Source organism: Caldicellulosiruptoraceae bacterium PP1 (assembly GCA_041320695.1).
Classification (GTDB): Bacteria; Bacillota; Thermoanaerobacteria; order Caldicellulosiruptorales; family Caldicellulosiruptoraceae; genus JBGGOQ01.
Genome location: JBGGOQ010000008.1, coordinates 15052 through 40444, shown reverse-complemented (window position 1 = coordinate 40444; position 25393 = coordinate 15052). Strand labels below are relative to the sequence as shown.

24 protein-coding genes are annotated in these 25393 nt (G+C 28.3%); 19 read left to right on the top strand and 5 right to left on the bottom strand.

Annotation, left to right across the window (positions count from 1 at the left end):
* Nucleotides 1–11 precede the first annotated feature (11 nt).
* Genes glgD through glgB form a run of 3 tightly spaced genes read right to left on the bottom strand, consistent with a single transcriptional unit; the run spans nt 12 to nt 4235 of the window.
* On the bottom strand, nt 12–1127 hold the full coding sequence (glgD, locus tag ACAG39_09875) for a glucose-1-phosphate adenylyltransferase subunit GlgD (protein ID MEZ0537538.1): 1116 nt from the start codon (nt 1125–1127) through the stop codon (nt 12–14).
* A gap of 17 nt (nt 1128–1144) precedes the next feature.
* Nucleotides 1145–2314, bottom strand: a complete 1170-nt coding sequence (locus ACAG39_09870; protein MEZ0537537.1) for a glucose-1-phosphate adenylyltransferase — start codon at nt 2312–2314, stop codon at nt 1145–1147.
* A 10-nt stretch (nt 2315–2324) separates the two neighbouring features.
* Nucleotides 2325–4235 carry a 1,4-alpha-glucan branching protein GlgB gene (glgB, locus tag ACAG39_09865; GenBank protein ID MEZ0537536.1) on the bottom strand — a complete coding sequence of 637 codons (1911 nt, stop codon included), beginning with the start codon at nt 4233–4235 and terminating at the stop codon, nt 2325–2327.
* Nucleotides 4236–4536: 301 nt separating this feature from the next.
* Between glgB and ACAG39_09860 the strand changes: the two genes are divergently transcribed.
* On the top strand, nt 4537–5631 hold the full coding sequence (locus ACAG39_09860; GenBank protein MEZ0537535.1) for a DUF362 domain-containing protein: 1095 nt from the start codon (nt 4537–4539) through the stop codon (nt 5629–5631).
* A gap of 36 nt (nt 5632–5667) precedes the next feature.
* Nucleotides 5668–6357, top strand: a complete 690-nt coding sequence (radC, locus tag ACAG39_09855; protein MEZ0537534.1) for a DNA repair protein RadC — start codon at nt 5668–5670, stop codon at nt 6355–6357.
* A 97-nt stretch (nt 6358–6454) separates the two neighbouring features.
* On the opposite strand, the gene ACAG39_09850 is transcribed toward radC, so the two are convergent.
* Both ACAG39_09850 and ACAG39_09845 read right to left on the bottom strand, forming a co-directional pair.
* Complete coding sequence (locus tag ACAG39_09850; GenBank protein ID MEZ0537533.1) at nt 6455–7981, bottom strand: LysM peptidoglycan-binding domain-containing protein; 1527 nt, start codon at nt 7979–7981, stop codon at nt 6455–6457.
* 97 nt (nt 7982–8078) lie between these two features.
* Nucleotides 8079–8507 (bottom strand): DMT family transporter, encoded by a 429-nt coding sequence (locus ACAG39_09845; GenBank protein ID MEZ0537532.1) that lies wholly within the window; start codon nt 8505–8507, stop codon nt 8079–8081.
* 182 nt (nt 8508–8689) lie between these two features.
* On the opposite strand from ACAG39_09845, the gene ACAG39_09840 reads away from it, so the two are divergent.
* From ACAG39_09840 to ACAG39_09760, 17 genes are all read left to right on the top strand, one after another.
* Nucleotides 8690–8875: a hypothetical protein gene (locus tag ACAG39_09840; GenBank protein ID MEZ0537531.1), complete on the top strand. Its 186-nt coding sequence runs from the start codon at nt 8690–8692 to the stop codon at nt 8873–8875.
* Between the two features lie 150 nt (nt 8876–9025).
* Nucleotides 9026–10534 (top strand): xylulokinase, encoded by a 1509-nt coding sequence (gene xylB / locus ACAG39_09835; protein ID MEZ0537530.1) that lies wholly within the window; start codon nt 9026–9028, stop codon nt 10532–10534.
* An 81-nt stretch (nt 10535–10615) separates the two neighbouring features.
* Nucleotides 10616–12109 carry an HD-GYP domain-containing protein gene (locus ACAG39_09830; GenBank protein ID MEZ0537529.1) on the top strand — a complete coding sequence of 498 codons (1494 nt, stop codon included), beginning with the start codon at nt 10616–10618 and terminating at the stop codon, nt 12107–12109.
* Nucleotides 12110–12162: 53 nt separating this feature from the next.
* Nucleotides 12163–12741, top strand: coding sequence for an ANTAR domain-containing response regulator (locus tag ACAG39_09825; GenBank protein ID MEZ0537528.1), 579 nt, complete (start codon nt 12163–12165; stop codon nt 12739–12741).
* 11 nt (nt 12742–12752) lie between these two features.
* Nucleotides 12753–13448 (top strand): gamma-glutamyl-gamma-aminobutyrate hydrolase family protein, encoded by a 696-nt coding sequence (locus ACAG39_09820; GenBank protein ID MEZ0537527.1) that lies wholly within the window; start codon nt 12753–12755, stop codon nt 13446–13448.
* Nucleotides 13441–14220 (top strand): mechanosensitive ion channel family protein, encoded by a 780-nt coding sequence (locus tag ACAG39_09815; GenBank protein ID MEZ0537526.1) that lies wholly within the window; start codon nt 13441–13443, stop codon nt 14218–14220. The genes ACAG39_09820 and ACAG39_09815 overlap by 8 nt, the downstream gene beginning before the upstream one ends.
* A gap of 18 nt (nt 14221–14238) precedes the next feature.
* On the top strand, nt 14239–15957 hold the full coding sequence (locus ACAG39_09810; protein MEZ0537525.1) for a proline--tRNA ligase: 1719 nt from the start codon (nt 14239–14241) through the stop codon (nt 15955–15957).
* 89 nt (nt 15958–16046) lie between these two features.
* Nucleotides 16047–16673, top strand: coding sequence for a cyclase family protein (locus ACAG39_09805; protein ID MEZ0537524.1), 627 nt, complete (start codon nt 16047–16049; stop codon nt 16671–16673).
* Between the two features lie 80 nt (nt 16674–16753).
* Complete coding sequence (locus ACAG39_09800; protein ID MEZ0537523.1) at nt 16754–17278, top strand: helix-turn-helix domain-containing protein; 525 nt, start codon at nt 16754–16756, stop codon at nt 17276–17278.
* A 14-nt stretch (nt 17279–17292) separates the two neighbouring features.
* Nucleotides 17293–18204, top strand: a complete 912-nt coding sequence (locus tag ACAG39_09795; protein ID MEZ0537522.1) for a quinate 5-dehydrogenase — start codon at nt 17293–17295, stop codon at nt 18202–18204.
* A gap of 515 nt (nt 18205–18719) precedes the next feature.
* Entirely contained in the window at nt 18720–19088 is a 369-nt protein-coding gene (locus tag ACAG39_09790; GenBank protein MEZ0537521.1) for a hypothetical protein, read from the top strand.
* A gap of 136 nt (nt 19089–19224) precedes the next feature.
* On the top strand, nt 19225–20091 hold the full coding sequence (locus ACAG39_09785; GenBank protein MEZ0537520.1) for a cation diffusion facilitator family transporter: 867 nt from the start codon (nt 19225–19227) through the stop codon (nt 20089–20091).
* Between the two features lie 141 nt (nt 20092–20232).
* Nucleotides 20233–20724, top strand: coding sequence for a transcription elongation factor GreA (greA, locus tag ACAG39_09780; protein MEZ0537519.1), 492 nt, complete (start codon nt 20233–20235; stop codon nt 20722–20724).
* A gap of 14 nt (nt 20725–20738) precedes the next feature.
* Nucleotides 20739–22223: a lysine--tRNA ligase gene (lysS, locus tag ACAG39_09775; GenBank protein MEZ0537518.1), complete on the top strand. Its 1485-nt coding sequence runs from the start codon at nt 20739–20741 to the stop codon at nt 22221–22223.
* Nucleotides 22224–22311: 88 nt separating this feature from the next.
* Complete coding sequence (locus ACAG39_09770) at nt 22312–23310, top strand: acyl-CoA dehydratase activase-related protein (GenBank protein MEZ0537517.1); 999 nt, start codon at nt 22312–22314, stop codon at nt 23308–23310.
* Complete coding sequence (locus ACAG39_09765) at nt 23307–24434, top strand: 2-hydroxyacyl-CoA dehydratase (GenBank protein MEZ0537516.1); 1128 nt, start codon at nt 23307–23309, stop codon at nt 24432–24434. The genes ACAG39_09770 and ACAG39_09765 overlap by 4 nt, the downstream gene beginning before the upstream one ends.
* The gene (locus tag ACAG39_09760) at nt 24431–25390 is read left to right on the top strand and encodes an acyl-CoA dehydratase activase (GenBank protein ID MEZ0537515.1); all 960 of its coding nucleotides are present in this window, start codon (nt 24431–24433) and stop codon (nt 25388–25390) included. The genes ACAG39_09765 and ACAG39_09760 overlap by 4 nt, the downstream gene beginning before the upstream one ends.
* Nucleotides 25391–25393: the final 3 nt, after the last annotated feature.

Here is a 25393-nt window from a genome sequence, read left to right as displayed (position 1 = left end):
TTTATGACCTCCTACTTAATATTTACAAGGCTAACCTTTTCCATTACAATTGGGAATTTTTTGTCACCAACTAATGTAACATGTTCGTCAATTACAACATTTTTATCTAAAATTACATTTTTTAATAGAGCTCCACTCTTAACAACACATTTTGGGAAAATAATTGAGTCCTCAACAAATGCATCTTCCTCAATAACTACCCCTCTTGATAAAATACTATTTTTAACCTTACCTTTAATAATGCATCCATTAGAAATTAAAGAATTTGTAACTTCACTTGAACTAAAATATCTGGTTGGAGGAGAATCATTTGATTTAGTATATATAAGTCCATTTTTAAAAAATAGTTCATTTCTTATCTCAAGATTTAAAATATCCATTGATGTTTTATAGTATGAGGAAATAGAGTTTATGCGACTAAGATATCCTTTAAACTCAAAAGCATTAACATTTAATGTTGATACATTTTGATAAATGTAATTTTTAAATGAAGTACAATTTCCAAATTCTAAGCAATTTAGTATGCTCTTAATCAAGAAATCTTTACTTAAAATAAATGTATCCAAGGAAACATATGCAGTATTGGTTATACCCATATTTTTTCCTACTGAAATAACTCTTTCATTTGAAATATTTAACAAATCGCATTCATCAAACATTTCAGAATTCTGCCTAACTTTTTTATAAATTATTGTTACATCAGCACCACTTTCTTCATGAAATTTAGCAGCTTCTTCGAAATTAATATTATAAATCATCTGAGAAGTGCTAAAAATGACCTTATTTTTTTTACTTCTACATAGATATTCCATATTATTTTTCATTTGTTTCATATCACTTATATTAGTGTTATCTAATGAATGATTAAATATAAATAATCCATCAATTTTTCGATTTAAGTCCCATGGTTTACCTGTTCCTAAATGGTCATATAAAGATCGTGAATTCGAATGTGCAAAAATGGCAACGTTTGTTATACCTGAATTAACCAAATTGGATAAAATAAAATCAATAATTCTATATCGACCAAATATAGGTATAGAAGCTAAAGGTCGATGAATTGTTAAACTTTTTATTTTTATATCATCTTCATTTAAGCTAATTATACCCATGTAATCATTAAGCATTTTTATCAGCTCCTTTTTTACTCATTTACTGGGAAAGATCCATCTATTACTTTACCTTCTCCCACAACAGCTATACCATTAATATTTTTTATTATAGATCGGCTTTTAATCTTAGCTTTAGAACAAATAATTGCATTTTCAATAACACAATTATCTTCGATAGTAACATCACTTAATACGACAGAATTAATTATTTTTGAATTATTACCTACATATACACCATAAGATAAAACAGAGTTAATTACTTCACCTAAAATAACACAACCTTCTACAATCATAGAGCTTTTCACTACAGCATTTTCTCCAATATGCTGTGCTGGGTATGCAAGCTGAGAAGAATATATTTTCCAACTATCATCATATAGATTTAGGTTACAATCAAGGCTGCCAGTTTGACACTCTTCTTTTAGTAAGTCCATATTGGCTTCCCAATATGATTCAATTGTTCCAACATCCTTCCAATATCCACTAAATGGATAAGCATAAAGGTTTAGTCCTTTATTTAACATTGTTGGAATAATGTTTTTTCCAAAATCATGACTTGAAGTAGGATCTTTATGATCTTCTTTAAGAATGGATTTTAATTTATTCCAATTAAAAACATAAATACCCATTGAAGCAAGTGTACTTTTAGGTTTTTTAGGTTTTTCATCAAACTGATATATTTTATTATCTTCAGTAGTATTCATAATTCCAAATCTACTTGCTTCTTCTATAGGAACAGATATAACAGCTATTGTTGCGTCTGCTTTTTTTTCCTTATGATATTTAATCATATCTTGATAATTCATTTTATATATATGGTCTCCTGATAAAACTAGCAAATAGTCTGGATTAAAATAATCAACAAAATTTATATTTTGATATATAGCATCAGCAGTTCCATTGTACCAGTTACCACCAACGTCATTTGTATGTGGTGGAAGAAGCGATACTCCACCATGGACTCTATCTAAATCCCATGGAGTACCAATTCCAATATGTGAATGAAGTTTAAATGGTTGATACTGTGTAAGAACCCCCACAATATCAATAGAGGAATTAGAACAATTACTTAATGTAAAATCAATTATTCTATATTTAGCTCCAAATTCAACTGCTGGTTTTGCATTATTTTTTGTAAGATCTTTTAGCCTGCTACCTTGACCACCTGCTAAAATCATTGCTACAACTTCTTTATTTGGCATAATATCCCTCCTATTCTTGGTTATGCAAAATATTTATAGGTTTGATTAAAACGCATGATAAAGATGGCAGATTAATTTCTATGCATTGATTATAACCATGCCATGGTATATCAATTGTATCTAAAGGTTTATTATTGACATGGTTGCTTCCACCAAAAGCTTCATTATCAGTATTAAGAACCTCTAAATAACTACCACTAAAAGGAACACCTATTTTATAATTAGAATATTTGATATTTTCAAAATTACAAATAACAATAACAAAATCATTTTTATTTTTGGCATACCTTATAAATGATATTATGGACTGATGCCAATTATTCACATCTATCCAAGAAAATCCTTCGATACTTTTATCCATTTCCCATAAAGCAGGTGTATCCTTATAAAAATTGTTAAGACTCTTAACATATGTTTTTAGTTTACTATGCATGGGGTAATCTAAAAGTAGCCAATCTAATTCTGAATAAAATCTCCATTCAATAAATTGACCAAATTCACCTCCCATAAATAATAGTTTTTTTCCTGGATGGCAAATCATATAAGCGTATAATAATCTTAAATTTGCAAATTTCTCTTCGTAACTTCCTGGCATTTTATCAAGTAATGATTTTTTCCCATGAACTACTTCATCGTGAGAAAAAGGTAGAATAAAATTTTCTGAAAAAGCATACATGATAGAAAAGGTTAGTAAGTTATGATGATATTTACGCTCAAAAGGAAGATATTGCATGTATTTTAATGTATCATTCATCCAACCCATATTCCATTTATAATTAAATCCTAAACCGCCGGCATAAGTCGGATAGGTTACCAATGGCCATGCGGTTGATTCTTCAGCAATTATTAATACATTTGGAAATTTTTCAAAAACTGCTTTGTTCATTTTTTTAATAAATTCAACACCTTCAATATTTTCATGACCACCATAAATATTTTTTTGATTATTATTCATATAAATAATATTAGCTACAGCATCAACACGAACACCATCTATATGGAAGACATTAAACCAATACATAATACTTGAAATTAAGAAACTATGAACCTGTGGCTTACTAAAATCAAATGTTGCTGTTCCCCATGTATAGTTTTCTCTTAGTATTTCATCATTGTATTCATAAAGAAAAGTTCCATCGAATTTATAAAGTCCATGAGAATCTTTACAAAAGTGAGCAGGAACCCAATCAAGAATAATACCTATATTATTTTGATGAAACTTATCTACAAAGTACATAAAATCTTCTATTGTTCCGTATCTACTTGTTAATGAAAAATATCCTGTAGGTTGGTATCCCCATGACATATCAAGAGGGTGTTCAATTAATGGTAATAATTCAACATGTGTATAACCCATTTCTAAAACATAAGGTAAAAGCATATCGGCTATTTCTCTATAAGTGTATAAAGATCCATCATTCTTCTGTTTCCAAGATCCGAGATGAACTTCATAAATATTTATTGGTATGTCATATGGAGGTGTATTATTTCTATTCTGCATCCATTCATAATCATTCCAAGGAAAATATGGTATATTTTTAATTATTGAAGCTGTATTAGGTCTTACTTCTGAGTATATAGCATAAGGATCTGATTTTAATATTTTCTGTCCATCATAGGTTAATATTTCGTATTTATAAATTTCGCCTTCTTTTAAACCCTCAATAAATAACCACCAAAATCCACTGTTTAGAACGCGTAACATTTTATGATTAGTGCCTGTCCAGTTGTTAAAATCACCTACAACAGAAACTCTTTTAGCATTAGGAGCCCAAACACAAAAAACAGCCCCTTTCTCTCCTCTATAATTCAAATATCTACTTCCTAAAAATTTGTAACTCTCAAAGTGTGTTCCATTTTCATATTTATATATATCAGATATGTAAATTGTTGAAATGACTGTATTTAATTGTTCATTCATTAAAACACCACCTAAAATAAATTTTATGTTTTCATAGTAATTTATACCACAATAAAAATAAAAATAACTTATGAAATGACAAAATTATTAGTATAAAAATTATTATTAATAATTAATAATGATTATATACAATATTAGATGTTATGCACAAAAATTAATAAAATATTAAATATTAATTAAATATTATTAATGGTAATAGATGATAGTATCAAAAAAGTGGTACATTTTATATATAAAATACTATATAATATTATTTATGAAATTCTTGTAATTATAAAAAAATAAAAGGGGATGAAATGAAGTGAGTTCAAAGGTATATTTTGCATCTTCAGCATATGAAAGATATGATTCACGTGATACTTTACCAGCTAAATTTGAAAGATTATTGGATAAGATAGACAGAGAAATAAATCTAAAAGAAAAGTTTAATGGTAAATGGACAGCTATAAAGATGCACCTTGGAAGAAATATTGGTTATTCAACTATTCATCCATTATTTGTAAAAATACTTGTTGATAAACTGTTAAGTTATGGTGCTAAAGTATATATCACAGATCAAGAAATTGGAAATTCAAGAACAAGAGGGTATACAGAAGAATACCTTGGGGTTCCTATTGTACCAACATGTGGGCATATTGGAAAATACTATTATGAAAAATATGTAGACTTTAAAACATTTAAAAACGTTGATATTGGCGGTTACATACATGATGCAGAGGCGATGATTGTTCTATCACATGCTAAAGGTCATGGTGTTTGTGGATTTGGTGGAGCTTGTAAAAATATTGCAATGGGCTGTGTTACAGATAGAACAAGACGACAAATCCATGGTTTAGAGGCATGGATAAATTGGGACGAAAGTTTGTGTACACATTGTGAACTATGTATCAGAAGCTGTAATCATTTTGCAAATAGCTTTGATAGCAATGGTAAATATAAGGTTTTCTATCATCATTGTACTTTATGCCATCATTGTGCTAAAGTATGTCCTACTGGTGCTATTAGCTTGGATGCTAACAACTATGAAGATTTTCAAAAAGGAATGGCAATATGCACTAATGAAGTACTTAAAAATTTCAATAAGGATAATGTTTTTTATATAAATTTTCTAATAAATATAACAGCTCTTTGTGATTGCTGGGGGCTTACAACTCCTTCTTTAGTTCCGGATATTGGAATTATGGCATCTTCTGATATTGTATCAATAGAAAGGGCTTCGGTAGATGCAATTAAAATTGAAAACTTATTAGAAAATGGTATTCCAATAGGATATAAAATGGGAACAGAAGGTCATCTATTTGAAAGATTACATGGTAAAAATCCATATGTTCAAATTAATGAACTTGAAAATATTGGACTTGGGTCTCAAAATTATATTATTGAAGAAATTAAATGATTTAGCCCTTTAAATTTTATGAGGTAGGGAATTATAATGGAAAATGTCCATACTGGTCATAGAAAAAGATTAAAAGAAAGATTTATAAATGAAGGATTAGATAATTTTAATGACCACCAGGTTTTAGAATTATTATTATTTTTCAGCATTCCGAGAAAAGATACTAACAATCTTGCACATTTATTATTGAACAGATATGGATCGTTATCAGCAATTTTCGAACAAGATCCATTAGAATTAACTAAAATTGAAGGCATTGGAGAGAATTCAGCTATCTTACTCAGCTTAATTTCTCAAATTAGTAGAAGATATATTTTTGATAAGACAAAATCAAAGCAACAATTAAAAGATGTAGAGTCAGCAAAGGAATATATTAAAAGTTTATTTATTGGGAGAACAAATGAAGTATTTTATATTGTTAGCCTTGATACACAATTAAATGTTATTCAGCCATATTTGTTGTTTGAAGGAACAGTGAAAGAAGCAGCTGTTTATCCAAGAAAAGTGGTTGAAGTAGCTCTTAGGTTTAATGCCAGTAATGTAATAATTGCTCATAACCATCCAGCTGGTTCGCTTAAACCTTCACTTGAGGATATTAAAACAACTCAAAAAATAGTAAATGCTTTATCAGCTATATCAGTTAAGGTTTGTGACCATATAATTGTTGGGAACAATAATGCTTATAGTTTTGCACAAAATAGTATCTTACCAGAACCAGAGATATAAAAAATAATTAGCTAATCGGTTTTTATCAATAGGATTGCATATTTATACATATAAAATAAGAGGGTGCTCATTACTTGATTGAGCCACCCTCATTAATTTATCTTAATCCTGCTGCAATAGATACAGTCAGTTGATGAAGTGGGTCTATTAAATTATCCTTATGTCTTAAACCATTCAAGGTATAAACATCGAAATGTCCGTCCATTCCATTCTTAATAGTATCTAAGTTTGGGCCATATCCATAGTCGCCACTTCTATTTGATACGTAACTATTATATGGAGCACCATCTACACCTGCGTGAGGCATACCTGATATTGATACTGCTATTTTTCTTCCATTAATTTCAAGAATGAAGGGTCTTCTTGTCCATGTCCAATAACCACCAAATATCTCCTTCATAATTTGTGTATCAGTATATGTTAATGTCTCAACATCTGCATGTGTAGCTCCCATGGTCCTTTTTGCATAAAAACTTTTACCTGTTGCAATATCAGTGAACTTACCAACACTTCCGATCGGGAAAAGATAATTACCTTGTTTAAACCAATCCAACAATTCTAATCCATTATTTGCTGGTTTTAATGCAATACTATGAACTGGAATTTTTAATAACTGCCCAACATATATGATACTTGAAGCTGTTAGATTATTCACCTGCATAAGTTCGTTATCTGGAATACCATATTTTACAGATATCTTCCATATATCATCTCCAGATTGCACCTTATAAGAAGTATAGGTAACCGAATCTGAAGAGGTATCAACTGGTATATAATTAGTAAAATATTTGCTTGGAGTACTTGTATCATCAATATTTTGTATGACTTGTAAAGCCCATACTGATACATATCCAGGGCCTTTGGATGTTTGAATTTTATAGTAATCACCAATTTTACCTATTACAGAAACTACATTATTTTGAGGTATTGAAGTAATAATAGCTGAAGTTGTATCAGGCAAAGATCTTACTGAAACCCACCACTTTGTTGTTGCATTTACATTTGGGGGTAAAAACTTTATTTGTTTTACAGCTAAAATTTGTCCGACATAGATATTATTATCAGTAAGACTATTTAATTTTTTAATATCATCAATTAATGTATTAAAAGTTTGCGAAATTATCCATAAAGAATCTCCTGACATAACCTTATAATATATTGTATTATTACGAGGATAAAATAACATTTTAGTATTATTCTTAATATGTGTAAATTCATATATACCTAATGTAGATTTTAATGCCGAAACTGGAATAACAATTCTATTATCTACTATTCTCATTGGCTCTGTAATTGATAAATTTTTGCCGTTATAGTTAAATACGTTGCTATCTAATTTGAATGTAAGCTCATTTTCATCAACTAACATTTTAGATGTAAGAAAATTATAATCAGTTTGATTGAAAGTAAAAGAACCATTTAATATTTTTGAGAAATCATAAGCATAAATATAATTTTTATTATTAATATTTAATATTTCTAAAGTATTTTCATTTGTTCCATTCATAAATATTGCTTTATCTTTTGAGATTTCAGAAGCAAAGACATTGGTATTTAATTTGTTAGTAATTAAAAGAAAAGCAAAGAATAAAACAAAAAATAACTTAGCAATAAACCTAATCATAAAACAACCCCCTTGGTTTACATAAATAGTTTTGATATTATTATAAATAATTATTATCATATTTATCAAATGTAGATAATTCCAAGGGGATTTTATATTATTTTTTTATTAAATATGCACCTATAAGAAGAAATAATACTCCTATAATTCTGCTTATATCAATATTTTTCTTTGGTAATCCAAATAACCCTAAATAATCAATAAATAATGAAGATAATAACTGAGCTAATACTATAAAAGCAATAAAATTTGCTGCACCAATTTTAGGTATTGTAATAATTGATAAATAAACAATGGAGGCCCCAAGAAGACCACCAATTAAAAGAATTGGAGGGCTTTTAAATAGAGTAGGAAATTTGTATATTGAATTAGTTGTAATACCCAAAAAAACTAGTGCAGATAAACCGAGCAGATTATTCCATATTGCAGCTACTTTTGGATCAGTAACTTTGCCTAGTGCTGAGTTTATTGGAGACTGAAAACCAATAAAAATACCTACGATAATTGCAAATAAAAAATATCTCATTTATGACCTCCAAAAATTAAAATAATAAATTTAATTATAGCATAGAATTATTATTAAAATAATAATTTGAATAGATATGTAAAAAAAGTATAGTCTTTTTAAAAAAATTATTGACATTTTATTTAGTTAAAGTAATAATATAAAATAAAGATAATAAAATAAGTAGGGGTTTATAAGGGGTAATGGAAGAAAGACTTATTGTACAACTTAATACAAAGATAAACAATAGCATAAACAAATGCATAAATTTAATAAATTTAAATGAATTAAAAAGAGTTTGTAGCGAAAATGGAAGAGAGAAAAACCTTGATTTGACTACTCTTATTGAAAAATTAAAAACTGATTTGAATGAAAATTACAATAAATAACAGCTACTATACCTAAGTAGCTGTTATTTTTTTAAAATTATTATTTCATAGTTGTTCAAGCATTAGTGTCTGATATATAATATTAACAATTAATGAAACATTATAAAAATTCAATAATCTCAATTTTGTTAATCTTAGGGAGGTATTTTTATGTACTATATAGGTATTGATGTTGGAACTTCAGGTACAAAAACTATTTTAGTTGATGTAAAAGGGAAAATAATTTCAACTGCAACATATGAATATCCATTATATCAACCTAATATTGGCTGGGCAGAACAGAATCCAGATGATTGGTGGCAAGCCTCATTAAATGGAATTAATGAGGTATTAAGAAAATCAAATGTTAATCCACAATTAGTTAAAGGTATAGGTTTAACTGGACAAATGCATGGTTTAGTAATGCTAGATAAAAATTTAAATGTTATTAGACCATCAATTATTTGGTGTGATCAAAGGACAGCAAAAGAATGTGATGAAATAACTAGTAAAGTTGGTAAAGAAAGATTAATTGAAATAACTGCTAATCCAGCATTAACTGGCTTTACTGCATCTAAACTTCTATGGATAAAAAACAATGAACCTGAAAATTATCAAAAAATTTATAAGATATTACTTCCAAAGGATTATATTAGATTTAAATTAACTGGAGAATTTGCAACTGATGTATCAGATGCATCTGGTATGCAACTTTTAGATGTAAAGAATAGATGTTGGTCAAATGAAGTTCTTGAAAAATTAGAGATTGATAAACAAATTCTTGGCAAAGTATATGAATCACCTGAGATAACAGGAACAATAACTAATGAAGTATCTAAATTAACTGGTCTTTCTACATCAACTTTTGTTGTTGCTGGTGGTGGAGATCAGGCTGCAGGTGCAGTAGGTAATGGTATTGTTAGAAAAGGAGTAGTTTCTTCGACAATAGGCTCTTCTGGTGTTGTATTTGCACATATCGACGATATAAAAGTAGACCCACTTGGAAGAGTTCACACTTTTTGTCATGCTGTTCCAGGAAAATGGCATGTTATGGGTGTTACTCAAGGAGCAGGATTATCACTTAAATGGTTTAGAGATAATTTTGCTCATATAGAAATGAAGGCTTATGAATATATAAATTCAGACCCTTATATACTAATGGATAAAGAGGCGGAAATGGCAAATCCAGGTAGTGATGGACTTGTATTCTTGCCTTATTTGATGGGTGAAAGAACACCAATACTCGATCCATATGCAAGAGGAATATTTTTCGGAATAACAGCTAAGCATACAAGAAGAGAATTTATAAGATCGGTCATGGAAGGTGTTGTATATTCCCTCAAAGATTGTTTAGAGGTTATTAAAGGTATGGATGTGGAGATAAGTGAGATATATGTTTCTGGTGGTGGAGCTAAGAGTAAATTGTGGAAACAGATGCAGGCTGATATATTTGAAAATGAAGTATGGACATTAAATTCTAAAGAAGGTCCTGCATTTGGTGCAGCTATCCTTGCAGCAGTAGGTGCAAAAGAATTTAGTTCTGTTGAAGAAGCATGTGATCAAATGATAGTAAAAGTAGAAAAATGTGAACCAAACCAAAAGAATTATGATATTTATAGAAAATCATATAAGCTATATACATCTATTTATCCGAGGATAAAAGATCTTTACACTTTATAATATCATTTTATTAAATAAAGGATTTTTCTACAATTTGTCGAAAAGTATTATATATGAGTTTATACTTTTTGGAGGCAGCTAATGAATAACAGCAACGGTGATCAGTCAAAATACAAAAGAGAAATTATAGTTTTTTTTCTTCTCGCAATACCTTTTGTGATATCGGTAATAAGCTATTATTATAAAAATGGTTATTTTCCTCTTATAAATATAATTTCAACAGTTTTTCTAATTTCATATTGTATATATTTCTATTTTGCTTATTATGAGTCTTTATTAACAAGATATATTCGCAAAAGAAAAGAATTAATGGAAGTTATTGATAATCTAAAAAGTGAAAAAAGTGAAATGGAACTGTCAATGAACAATATGTCACAATTAAACAAAGAAATGACTGATGTTCTTGATAGATTACTTCAAAATCAAAATGAGTTAAAAGAAAAAAATGAACAGCTACTTTATCTTTTTAATATATCACATAAAATATCTTATCTTACAAATATTGATGAAATTGTTGGAGTTATAACAAAAGAATCTAATTATAAGATTGATTATCAAAGAATATGTTTTATGATATATAACTCAAAAAACTATTTTGATAACTATTATTTTTTTGGGAAACAAGATCAGGATGAAACAAATCTCATAAAACAAGCAAATAATGAAAGGAATATTGCTTTCAAAATGTTGCACCTTGAGGATTTTGATGTTCTCAAGGTTGCAATTCCTGTTTTATCAGGTCAAAGTATTGATGGTGTTATATATTTTAGATTAAAAACTACATATAAATATAATGAATCTATTGAGTACATATTATCATTGTTAAATTTGATAGTAATTGCTATAAATAACGCAAGAAATTATAAGAATGTTTTGCTTCAGAAAAATGAAATAGAAAAGCTTTATGAAGAAACAGAACTAATTAATGAAAAATTGAAAGAAACAATAATTCAATTGAATAACTCTAAGAAAGAATTAGAAATTAAGAATAAGCAACTAGAAGATTACTATTACGATACAATATTAGCACTTTCAAAAGCAATAGAATATAAAGATGAATATACAAAAGGACATTGTGAAAGAGTTATGAAAATTGCTGATAAAATTGCTGAGGAATTGAATCTTTCGCAACAAGATAGGAAAGATTTAAGAATTGCGTGTTTATTACATGACATAGGTAAGATTGGGATAGATGAAAACATATTGAACAAGAAAGAAAAACTGTCGATAGAGGAATTTAATGAAATTAAAAGGCATCCAGAATTAGGTTTTGATTTATTAAAGGATCTCGATTTTATGGAAAGGATAAAAAATATTGTTGTTCAACATCATGAAAGAGTGGATGGAAAGGGTTATCCAAGAGGTCTTAAAGATAATGAGATTAATGTTCTTGCTAAAATAATTTCTATTGCTGATGCATATGATGCAATGACTTCAGATAGACCGTATAGGCATGCCTTTTCTAAGGAACAAGCTTTAAATGAGATTGTAAAAAATGCAGGGAAACAATTTGATAAAACAATATGTGATGTATTTTCTACTATTATTAAGAAAGGATTTATAATGATTTTATAGAACATTGTTAATTTTTTTGATAAAATAATAAAAAAATGACGGAAGAGATAAACATGGTAAAGGTAATTGTAGGTATTAAAACTTCTAATCTTAATAATGTTATTAAAAAAGCTTTGCAAGAAAATGGCTATACTATAGTAGATAATGTTTTTGATCTTTCAGAATGTATCAGAAAAGTAAGGACTCTAAAACCACAATTATTGATTGTTGAATATGGTTTTTCTTCAGGAAGTCTTATTGAAATGATTGAGGTAATAAATAGTGATAAGATTTGTCCTGTAATAGTACTTGCAAATGAGTCACAAAAATCTCAAATGGAATCAGTTATATTTGAAAATGATATTTTTAATATATTCTTATATAAACCATTCAATAAAGCTTCGTTTATATCATATATTGATTTAATTATTAAAAACTATAATAAAATGAGAAAACTTGAACTCGAGATTGAGAAACTTAAAGATAGCCTTGAAACACGAAAAATCGTAGAAAAAGCTAAAGGTATTCTTATGAAAGAATTAAAGATTGATGAAAATACTGCTATGAAAAAATTGCAAAAACTAAGCATGGATAGCAAACTTCCACTGAAAGAAATAGCTTTAAAGATTTTGAGTATGAATTTTAAAAAATGAGGTGTGTTTTATTGAATGTATTAATATTTTGTGGTTATGATTTTGAAAAACATAGGTTATATTGTTCTATTGATTATTATGAGCCGCTACTAAAACTCAATTGTGATATTTCATTTTTTCCGAGTAGTAAAAATTCAATCAGTAAGTTAGAACAATATATTAAAAATGCTGATGCTCTTTTATTTTGTGGTGGTGAAGATGTTCATCCTCAGTTTTATAAAAGTCAACCACTAAAAGGGATTGGTAGAATTAATATATTGAGGGATAAGATAGAGATTGAAGCAATGAAGATAGCTGATAGATTAAATAAAAGAGTATTAGCTATATGTAGAGGTATTCAAATCATGAATGTTGCTTTTGGAGGTGATTTAATACAAGATATTAATTCAAGTAATTATCCTCTCTCTCATTGGCAAAATACTGAGGTCTGGATTGGTTATCATTCTATATTCATAGAAGGTAAAAAACTATATAATATATTTAAATCAAAAGAAACACTTGTAAATTCTTTTCATCATCAGGCTGTGAATAATATTGCATCAGGTTTTTCAATTGAAGCAAGATCTTCAGATGGAATAATTGAGGCTATTTCGAAAAATGATAAGGAATTCTTTATTGGGGTTCAGTGGCATCCAGAATCTATGTGGCAAAAAAATGAAAATCAATTTAAACTGTTTAAGGAATTTGTAGGTGTTAATGATGGTTAAAAAAATATTAGATGATTTATTTTTATATGGTGGTAATTTTATATACTCAATATTTATAGTTATTACTGGATTAATATTGATAAAATTAATAAATAATGCTATTGATAGATGGCAGAGTCGAGAAAAAAAAATTGTAATACCAATTAATCAAAAAAGGATTGATACAACAGCAGCGTTAATTAAGAGTGTTTTAAGATATTTTATTTATTTTATTATAATTGTATTAGTACTTGAAAAGTTTAATATACCTATAAAAACATTGTTAGCAGTTGCGGGAATTGGTGGAGTAGCTATTGGTTTTGGTGCTCAAAGCTTAATAAAAGACCTTATAGCAGGTCTTTTTTTGATTATTGAAGATCAATTAGCTGTTGGCGATTATATTACAATAGACTCAAAAAGCGGATATGTTATTGAAATGGGATTAAAAACAATAAAAATTCAGGACTTTAATGGTTCAATTCATATTATTCCAAATGGATCTATTGGAACAATTACAAATTGGTCTCGAACAAACTCTAAAGTTATTGTTGATATTAAAGTAAATATTAATTTAAAATATAATGATGTATGTCAAAATCTACAAAGTGTATTTGAAGAGATTAAAAATAAGTATATTGATGATTTGGTTGAAGAACCTAAGATTATAGGTATAATTGATACTAATTGGATAGAATATACAATTAGAATTATTGCATTATCTAAGCCACTAAAACATTGGGAAATAGAACGTGAAATGAAAAAAATTATAATTGAAAAATTATATTCGAAATAATTGAAAGGAGCAAGTAATATGAAAGTTTCGACATTATTTATGCCAACAATTAAAGAGATTCCATCTGAAGCAGAAATTGTTTCACATAAACTTATGCTAAAAAGTGGTTTTATGAGGCAATTATCTTCAGGAATATATATTTATTTACCTTTAGGTTATAGAGTATTGAGAAAAATAGAGAATATTGTTAGAGAAGAGATGGATAGATCCGGTGCACAAGAAGTTCATATGTCTGCTCTTATGCCCAAAGAACTTTGGGAGGAATCTGGAAGATGGTCTGTATTTGGTCCTGAGATGTTTAAAATTAAAGATAGAAATCAAAGAGAATATTGCCTTGGACCTACTCATGAAGAAGCATTTACCTATATTGCTGCAAGTGAGATTTCTTCATACAGAGAACTCCCTAAAACACTTTATCAAATACAAACAAAATATAGAGATGAAAGAAGACCAAGATTTGGTGTAATGAGATGCCGAGAATTTACAATGAAGGATGCCTACTCTTTTGATAAAGATGAAAAAGGTTTAGATGAATCATACAAAAAAATGTTTGATGCCTATGTTAGAATTTTTAAAAGATGTGGATTAGATGTTAAGGTTGTTGAAGCAGACACTGGTGCAATGGGCGGATCTAACTCACACGAATTTATGGTTCCATCCTCTGTTGGTGAAGCTGAAATTGCGTATTGTCCAAAATGTGGATATGCTGCAAATGTAGAAAAAGCAAAATGTATTGTCAATGAAATTGAGCTAAATGAAAATATTGAAGAAATACAAAAGATTTATACTCCTAATGTAAGAACAATTGACGAACTGGCTAATTTTTTAGGAATAACTGATAAAAAGTTTGTCAAGACAATGATTTATTCTATTGATGATAAAATTGTAGCAGCATTAGTTAGGGGTGATAGAGAGATTAATGAAACCAAGCTTAAAAATCTATTTAAAGCAAATGAAGCTGAATTAGCATCTGCTGAGATTGTAGAAAAAATTACAAAATCAAAGGTTGGCTTTGCAGGGCCAATTGGTCTTGATATTGAGATTATTGCTGATAATGAGATAAAATATATGAAAAATTTTGTAGTGGGAGCAAATGAAACTGATTATCATTTAGTAAATGTCAATTTAAAAGATTTTAATGTTTCTAGATTTGAAGATATTAGAAATATTACAGAAAATGATATATGTCCAATCTGTCAAGAAACTAACGTAAAAGTTGAAAAAGGTATAGAGATAGGGCATATTTTTAAACTTGGAACTAAGTATTCAAAGGCCTTTAATTGCGTATATACCGATGAAAATGGTGAACAAAAATTAATGATTATGGGTTGCTATGGAATTGGAATTAATAGAACTGCGGCAGCAGTTATTGAACAATCACATGATGATGATGGTATTATTTGGCCAATTTCAATAGCTCCTTTTCATGCAATAGTTGTTCCTGTTAATGCTAAAGATAAAAATCAAATGCAAGAGGCTGAGAGAATATACAATGAATTATTAAACAAGGGATTAGAAGTATTAATAGATGATAGAGAAGAAAGAGCAGGAGTGAAATTTAAAGATGCAGATTTAATAGGAATTCCTTTGAGGATTACCATTGGTAAAAAAATAAATGAAGGAATTGTTGAATTAAGAGATAGAAAAACAAAAGAGGTTATTGAAATAAAAAAAGAAGAAGCAGTACAATTCATTTTGGAATATATTGAAAAATTAAAATCACAATTAGCACTTTAGTGTATTTGAATAAGGGCCATTAAGTAGGAAAGAGGGGCAAAGCTTATTGCACCCTCTTTATAATTTATAAATATTAAGGAGGTAAATTTATGTATATTGATATAACAATGACATTATCTAAAGATATACCTGTATTTCCTAATGATACACAATTTCATATTCAAGAAATATCACAAATAAAAAAAGGAAATGTAGCAAATGTTTCATTTATTGAAATGGGCAGTCATTCAGCTACTCATATTGATGCACCAAAACATTTTATTGATAATGGTAAAAGTATAGATAACATTGATTTAAATCTTTTGATTGGTACAGCAAAGGTATTTGAAATTAAGAACAAGAACAAAATTTCAAAAGAGGATCTGTTAAATTTTGATATTAATGAAAATGACATTATTCTTTTAAAAACAGATAATAACGATAAGTTATTAAATAATGAGTTTTATAAAGATTTTGTATATATTGATAATAGTGCAGCAGATTATTTGGTTGAAAAAAGAATAAAGGCAATTGGTATTGATTATTTATCAATTGAGTATTTTTACTCAAAAGATTATTATGTCCATAAGAGATTATTGAGCAATAATATAATAATAATCGAAGGGCTTCTTTTACATAATGTAAAGCAAGGAGTTTACAAAATATATGCATTACCACTTAAAATTTCAAATTGTGATGGTGCACCAGCAAGAGTAATTTTAGAAGATATTGTCTGATGATATTTGTGCACAAATTTGTTAACATTAATATTATATTATGATATTATTATAGTAATAATAAAAATTAGGTGATAAAAGTGGATTTTTATAGAATAAATGATAAAATTATTAGCCTACAAAAAATAAGTGATAAAATAAAAAAAATTTTGGATTTAAGATCTAAAGGATTATCACAAGCTGAAGTAGCTGATATTGTAAGTGTTGATAGGTCATTTATATCACGTATTGAGGGTATAGGTGAAGTTAGGAAAGGAAGGAACATTGCTGTAATAGGTTTTCCAATAAAAAATAAGCAAGAGGTTGAAGAAGTTTTAGAACAATATGGTATTGGCTTTTATCTTCTAATGACAGAACATGAAAGAAATAATTTTATTAATTCGATGAGTGCAGCCGAACTTTTGGAGGTGTTTAGCAGATACTTGGAGAAATTTAAAATGTATGATGTGGTTATTGCAATGGGGTCAGATTTTAGATTAAATTGGTTTAAAGCATTTTTAGATAATGAAGTAATAAGTATACCACTTGGAAAATCTCCGCTGAAAAATGATGTTTATGTTGATATTGATAGTCTTAAAAAAATTTTGTCAAATATAATATCTTAAAAGAGGCTGATAATATGAAGAGGGTAGTTAGTGTTAGCATTGGGTCATCAAAAAGAAACCATAGGGTAAAAACAATTATTTTAGGACAAGAATTTGAAATTGAAAGGATAGGAACAGATGGTGATATAAAGAAGGCAGTTGAAATTATTAAGGATTTAGATGGTAAAGTTGATGCCTTTGGAATGGGTGGTATTGATATAGTTTTATATGGTGGCGGAAAGAATTATGTTATTCGTGATGCTCTTCCTATAAAAGAAGCTGCAAAAAAGACGCCATTAGTAGATGGAACAGGGATAAAAAATACATTCGAAAAATGGGTTATTAAGTATTTGAGCCAACATAAAATAATTGATTTCAGAGGGAAAAAAGCATTAATTGTTTCTGCTTTAGATAGATATAAATTAGCAGAGGGTCTTTATGAAGAAGGATGTCAATTATTAATTGGAGATGCATTATTTGCATTGGGTATTAATCTTATTATAAAAAACTTGAAAACTATATATTATTTAGCTTCTTTTTTAATGCCGCTAATTGTCAAACTTCCTTTTAGTTTGTTATATCCAAGCGACAGCGAAAATATTAAAGATTTTAAAAAATTGAAAAAGTACAAAAAATATTATGATATGGCAGACATTATAGCAGGTGATTATAAGTACATTGAAAAATATATGCCTGAAAGCCTAAAGGATAAAATAATTATTACAAATACAATAACTAAAGACGACATTGCAAATTTAAAAAATCGTGGTATTAAGATGTTAGTTACAACAACACCTGAATTTGATGGACGTTCATTTGGAACAAATGTCTTAGAAGCAATTATTGTGGCATTAACAAACAAAAGGCTTGAAGATATGACCAAAAAAGAATTCGAAGAATTATTAAAAAATATTGATTTTAAGCCAAGAATTGAAATATTCTATTAATAGAGTGTTTTACAAAAGGGTGATTTATAATTAGGTATTTTTCTTTTTTCATTTATAGTCAGGATTTTGATATATTTCTTAAAGGAATAAAAAAGTATTTACCTAGATATATTAAAAATATTTTAATTAAAAATTCAATCCCACAATACGAGGAGTATATTCGATATATTAACGAGACAGAATACAAATTAGAATTTTTTATATTTCCAGACATAGAAAATAATTCAAGAAAGATTAAGAAAATAATACAAACAATTGAATACTATCGAAATAATAACATTATTAAAATATCAAAAAGTGTTAATACTAATAAATACATTTTACTATATATTACATATTATATATTAAGGCAAATACTAAAAAAATTTGGAGTAAAAATAAATAAGCTTAATGTTGGAATAATTGGGATTGAAGAGTCGCAAAGAAATGGTATATTATATCAACTATCAAATAACGTAAATGTTATATATACAATTAAGGAATCTAATAAATTTGAAAAGATTTCAGAGGAATTATTGAGAGAATTTGGGGTTATACTAGTTGATACTGAAAATCAAAGTAATTTACAAAAAATATGTGATATTGTTTTTGATTTTCAAAGTGTGTGTTTTGTTAATTCAAATTCAATTATTTGTGACCTTCTAAATGGAAATATTCATGATAATTTATATACAAAAAAACTAATTAGCACTGATGAAGTAAAGTTTAACTTTAATATTTTAAAAGATATATTAATAAATAATAATTATGTTTTTTGTGATTTAGATATTAAGGATATTTCAGAAATTTGCGAAAAGTTCTTGTATAGAAGCATTGATAATTATCTTGATGCTTATGAGATATTTACAAAAGATTATTTTGATGTTAAAATACCGTTATTATAATTTTATTTGAAATGGACAGAGAAAAGTTAAACTTTTCTCGGGCTTGATATCAAGCAGCAGCTAAGCCTGCGGGACCATGATTTATATCATGATTCTCGTAGGCTTTTTTAATTATGTTAAGGAGGTTTTTTCTTTTATGGATAAGCAGAAAGCTGCATTATTATCTGTTATATCTAACATAAGCCTTGTAATATTTAAGTTAATAGCAGGAATAATGATGAATTCTGTTGCAGTATTATCAGAGGCTGTACATTCAGGAATTGATTTAATTGCAAGTTTTGTTGCTTTTTTTTCAATAAAAAAAGCAAGATTACCTGCAGATGAAGACCATCCTTATGGGCATGGAAAGTATGAAAATGTTTCTGGTGCATTTGAAGCTATTCTAATTCTATTTGCAGCAATAATTATAATATATGAATCAATAAAAAAGATTATCTTTAAGGCTGAAATAGAAAATCTTAATTCTGGCATCATAGTAATGTTAATTTCAGCAATAGTAAATTTATTTATTTCATCAAAACTTTTTAGAATAGCCAAAAAGACAGATTCTGTTGCACTAGAAGCTGATGCTATGCATCTCTTTACAGATGTATTTACTTCTGCGGGAGTATTTATTGGATTAATAATGATTAAAGTTACTGGGCAGTATATTCTTGATCCTATTTTTGCACTTATAGTAGCTGTACTTATAATAAAAGCAGCATATGATCTTACAGCAAAATCAATAAAAGACCTTGTTGATATTAGTTTGCCACAGGAAGAAATTAGTGAAATTTATAATATAATAAGACAATATCCACAAATTACAAGCTATCATAAATTAAGAACAAGAAAAAGTGGAGATAGAAGGGAAATAGATATACATCTTAGAATGAATAAGGAGACAACACTTAATGAAGCTCATGAACTATGTAACATTATTGAAAATGATATCAAAAAATCTTTTCCGAATTCTTATGTAACTATTCATATGGAACCTGAAAAAAGCTTTGATGAAAATTAATATTTTGCTTTCTTGACAGATATTAAACTTTAGTTTATAATTGACAAAAGTTAAAAATGTTAGAGCATAGTTTTTAAGTTATGTAATAAAATTAAAAACAAAGGGATATTTATATTTTTTATGCTAAAAGGGGAGGAAAATATGGCAAGAGAACTTGAACATATCAAAGTTCAAAAAATATCACGTGAAGCATATGAGAAATATCAAAAAGAATTAGAGTTATTAAAAACAGTAAAAAGGAAAGAAGTTGCAGAAAAAATTAAGATAGCTCGTTCATTTGGTGATTTATCAGAAAATTCAGAATACGATGAAGCAAAAGAAGAACAAGCTAAACTTGAAGAAAGAATTCTATACTTAGAGAAACTATTAAAAAGTGTTGAAATAATAGATAAAGATGAAATATCAACTGATTTCGTAGGTATTGGAACAAAGGTAAAAATACTTGATCTTGAGACTGAAGAAACATTGGAGTATGAAATAGTTAGCTCAAAGGAAGCCAATCCTTTTGAAAATAAAATTTCAGATGAATCTCCGGTTGGGAAAGCATTAGTTGGCAAAAAAGCAGGAGAAGAAGTAGAAATTAGTGTACCTGCAGGTAAATTTAGATACAAAATTTTAGAAATTACAAAATAGATGGAGTGAAGTTTATGTCAGAGTTTGAATTTACCCAAGAAGAATTAAATGAACAAATACAAAATAGAATAAATAAATTAAGACAATTGCAAGAATACAATCAAAATCCTTACAACAAAGTAAAATACGATATCAAGGATTATGCAACAAAAATAAAAGAAAACTTTGAGAGCTTTGAAGGGAAAGAAGTGTCTGTTGCAGGTAGACTCATGTCAAAAAGAGGTCATGGCAAAGCTACTTTTGCTGATCTACTTGATACTACTGGTAGAATACAAATCTATGTTAAGATTGATGAAGTTGGTGAAGAAACCTATAAGCAATTTTTGGATTTTGATTTAGGTGATATAATAGGTGTTAAAGGTGATGTATTTAAAACTCATAAAGGTGAAATTTCAATTAAAGTTAAATATATTGAATTATTATCAAAATGTATAAGACCGTTACCAGAAAAATGGCATGGATTAAAAGATGTTGATACACGTTATAGAAAAAGATATCTTGATTTAATTGTTAATCCTAATGTGAAAGAAACTTTTATTAAGAGAAGCTTAATAATTAGAAACATTAGGAGATACTTAGATGAAAATGGTTTTTTGGAGGTAGAAACCCCTGTTTTAAATACTATAGCAGGAGGAGCTGCAGCAAGGCCATTTATTACTCATCATAATGCACTTGATATTGATCTATATTTAAGAATTGCAACAGAGCTTCATTTAAAACGTTTAATTGTTGGTGGTTATGATAAAGTTTATGAACTTGGAAGGGTATTCAGAAATGAAGGGATCTCTATAAAACATAATCCAGAATTTACAACTATTGAAATTTATCAAGCTTATGCAGATTACAAAGATATGATGGATTTAACAGAAAACTTAATTGTTAATGCTGCTAAAGAAGTTTTAGGGACTTTAAAGATAAACTATCAAGGACAAGAAATTGATTTAACTCCTCCATGGGATAGGCTGACAATGGTAGATGCAATTAAGAAATATACAAACGTAGATTTTTCAAATGTAACTTCTTTAGAACAAGCAAGAAATTTAGCTAATGAATTAGGTGTTGAGATAGAAGAAAGGTATTCAATTGGACATATAATAAATGAGGTTTTTGAACAGAAGGTTGAAGAACATTTAGTTCAACCAACATTTATTATGGATTATCCAGTTGAAGTGTCACCGCTTGCAAAAAGAAAGCAAGATAATAACAACTTTACTGAGAGATTTGAATTATTTATTACATGTCGAGAGCTTGCAAATGCATTTTCAGAGTTAAATGATCCTTTTGATCAAAAAGAAAGATTTTTAGAACAGCTTAAAGAAAGGCAAAAAGGTAACCAAGAAGCTCATATGATGGATGAGGACTTTATAGAGGCATTAGAATATGGAATGCCACCAACAGGAGGCCTTGGAATTGGAATTGATAGGCTTGTAATGCTATTAACTGATTCTTATTCTATACGTGATGTTTTATTATTTCCAACAATGAAGCCACGAGAATGAAAAATAGCTGCTGACAAATCAGCAGCTATTTTTGTTAAAATTATGATATAATATATTAGGCTGATTTTTATAAAAAGGGGTCAGAATTATGAAAATTGGAATACCACAAGCATTATTGTATTATTACTACCTTCCTTTTTGGGAGAGACTTTTTACAGAACTTGGTTTTGAGGTTTATGAAAGTGGCCTTACAACAAAAGATATTCTTGATAATGGTTCAAAAGCTGCTGTTGCTGATATCTGTGCTCCTATAAAGATATACACAGGACATGTTATAGATTGTTTGAATAATTCAGATTTTGTCTTTATTCCTAGATTTTCGAGTATTCAGAAAAATGAATACTTTTGTCCTAAATTTATGGGACTACCCGATATAATTGTAGGGACTGTTGAAAATTCAGAAAAGAAAATAATTAGCCCTATAATTAATGATATATCAGAAGATATATGTGATCCAAGAAGCTATGATATACTTATAGATAAATTTGGATTTTCATATCGTGAGCTTAATAATGCTCTTAAAAAAGCTAATAAAGTTTTTACTAGATTTAAAAAGCTTTTACATAATGGACTAAGTTTAGATAAAGCATTGTTTTCATATAAACAAAACTTTTGGGAGGAATACCTTTATAGTATAAAGAAAAACGGTGAAATAAATATTGCCGTTTTAGGATATGTTTATAACCTTTATGATCCTTTCATAAGTCTTGATGTTGTTAAAAAGTTAGAAGAATTAAATGTAAATATTTTTACGTTTGAGATGGTAAATCATGATGACGCATACAAACAGTTATCTAAGTATCGTAAGAAACTTTTTTGGACATTCAGTAATAGGGTATTAGGTGCTGGACTTTATTACTTAAATAATAATATCATTGATGGTATGATCCACGTAACAGCTTTTGGCTGTGGTCCAGATGCAATTGTTGGTAAATTTCTTCAATATGAATGTGATGAAAGATCAATTCCTTTTACAACTTTAAGGATAGATGAACATACCGGAGAAGGACATTTAGTTACAAGAATTGAAGCTTTTACTGATATGATTAAAAGAAAAAAAGCCCAAACTTTGGAGGTTAAATTATGAGAATTTCTTTTCCATATATGGGTTCAACAATTGTATACAAGAAATTATTTGAATTTTTAGGACATGAAGTGATAATGCCACCAAAACCAACGCAAAAAACAATGGATTTAGGTGTGAAATATTCTCCTGAATTTGCATGTATTCCTCTAAAAATGGTAATGGGCAGTTACATTGAAGCAATCAATATGGGGGCTGAAGTATTAGTTACATCAGGTGGACATGGCCCTTGTAGAGCGGGATTTTATGGAGATACTCATAAACTAATTTTAAAAAATTTGGGTTATGATAATGTAGAATTAATTATTCTTGATGCTCCACAGGACAATTGGAAAGCTTTTTTGCAAAACATTAATAAATTAAGGAATAGATTGCCATGGTTTAAAGTAATTAATAGAGTAATTACGCTATATAAATTCATTCAAAAACTTGATGAATTAGAAAAATTAAGTCAAAAAATAAGACCATACGAAATACAAAAAGGGCAAACAACTAAAGTATGGAATGAAATATTAAACAGATTTGATAAAATTAAAACTAAAAAAGAATTAGAAAATACATATTTAGAGTGTAAAAGAATGCTTGAAGAAATTCCTATAAAAAAAGTTAATGAAAATGAAAAAATTAGAATTGGTATTGTTGGGGAAATCTATGTTGTTATGGAGAGTTCTATAAATTTTGGTATTGAAGAATTACTTGGGAATTTAGGCGTTGAGGTTGAAAGGGCTTTATATCTTTCTGAATGGGTTAGAGATAACCTAGTCCCGTGGTCTTTAAGGCCTAAAAGATTTAAAGATTTAATTAAGAAGGGGCAGAAATACATAAAAATACTAATTGGCGGTCATGCTGTTGAAACAGTTGGTCATATAATAGATTATAAAGAAAGAGGTTTTGATGGAATTATACATTTAATGCCTTTTGCATGTTTGCCAGAATTAGTAACTCAAAGCTTAATACACAAAATTTCGAAAGAAGAGGATATTCCTATTTTATCATTGCCTATTGATGAACAGACTGGTAAAGCGAATACACAAACAAGAATAGAAGCATTTATTGACTTATTGAAAAATAGGAAAAAAGGCATAAAAAAACAACTAGATAAAAATGAAAGGGTTGTAGTAGCATGAGAGAAATATATATTGGTATTGATGTAGGTTCTGTCTCAACAAATGTTATTGCAATAGATAAAGATGTAAATGTTCTATTTAAAACATATATAAGGACAAATGGACAACCAATTGACTCTGTAAAAGAAGGTCTAAAGCAATTAGAAGATACTTTAGGACAAATAAATGTTATTGGTGTAGGAACAACTGGTAGTGGACGACAGCTTGCAGGAGCAATTGTTGGTGCTGATGTAATAAAAAATGAGATAACGGCACACGCAACAGCTACTATTAATTTTGTACCCGATGTCAGAACTATTTTTGAAATTGGTGGCCAAGATTCAAAAATTATTATTATTAGAGACCAAATGGTTGTTGACTTTGCAATGAATACTGTTTGTGCAGCTGGAACTGGTTCATTTTTGGATCACCAAAGTGAAAGATTAAAAATCCCTATAGAACAATTTGGTGAAATGGCTCTATTAGCAAAAACTCCAGTAAGAATTGCAGGTAGATGTACTGTTTTTGCTGAATCTGATATGATTGCCAAACAACAGTTTGGTTTTTCTAAAGCTGAAATAATTAGAGGACTTTGTGATGCCTTGGTAAGAAATTATTTGAATAATGTAGGCAGAGGGAAAAAACTGGAAAAACCTTTTGTTTTTCAAGGTGGGGTTGCTGCAAATCATGGAATTAAAGCTGCTTTTGAAAGGGAACTTGGTGAGGAGATAATTATTCCAGAACATTTCAATGTAATGGGAGCTATTGGTGCTGCAATTCTTGCGAGAGATTATATAAGAAATACAAATAGGAAGACAAATTTTAGAGGATTTAATGCAAAAGATATTGACTTTAAAACATCTTCATTTGAATGTAAAGGGTGCTCAAATAGATGTGAAGTAGTGAAGGTAATAATGGAAGATAAAGTTATTGCAATGTGGGGAGATAGATGTGGTAAATGGACAAATTCAATATGATTA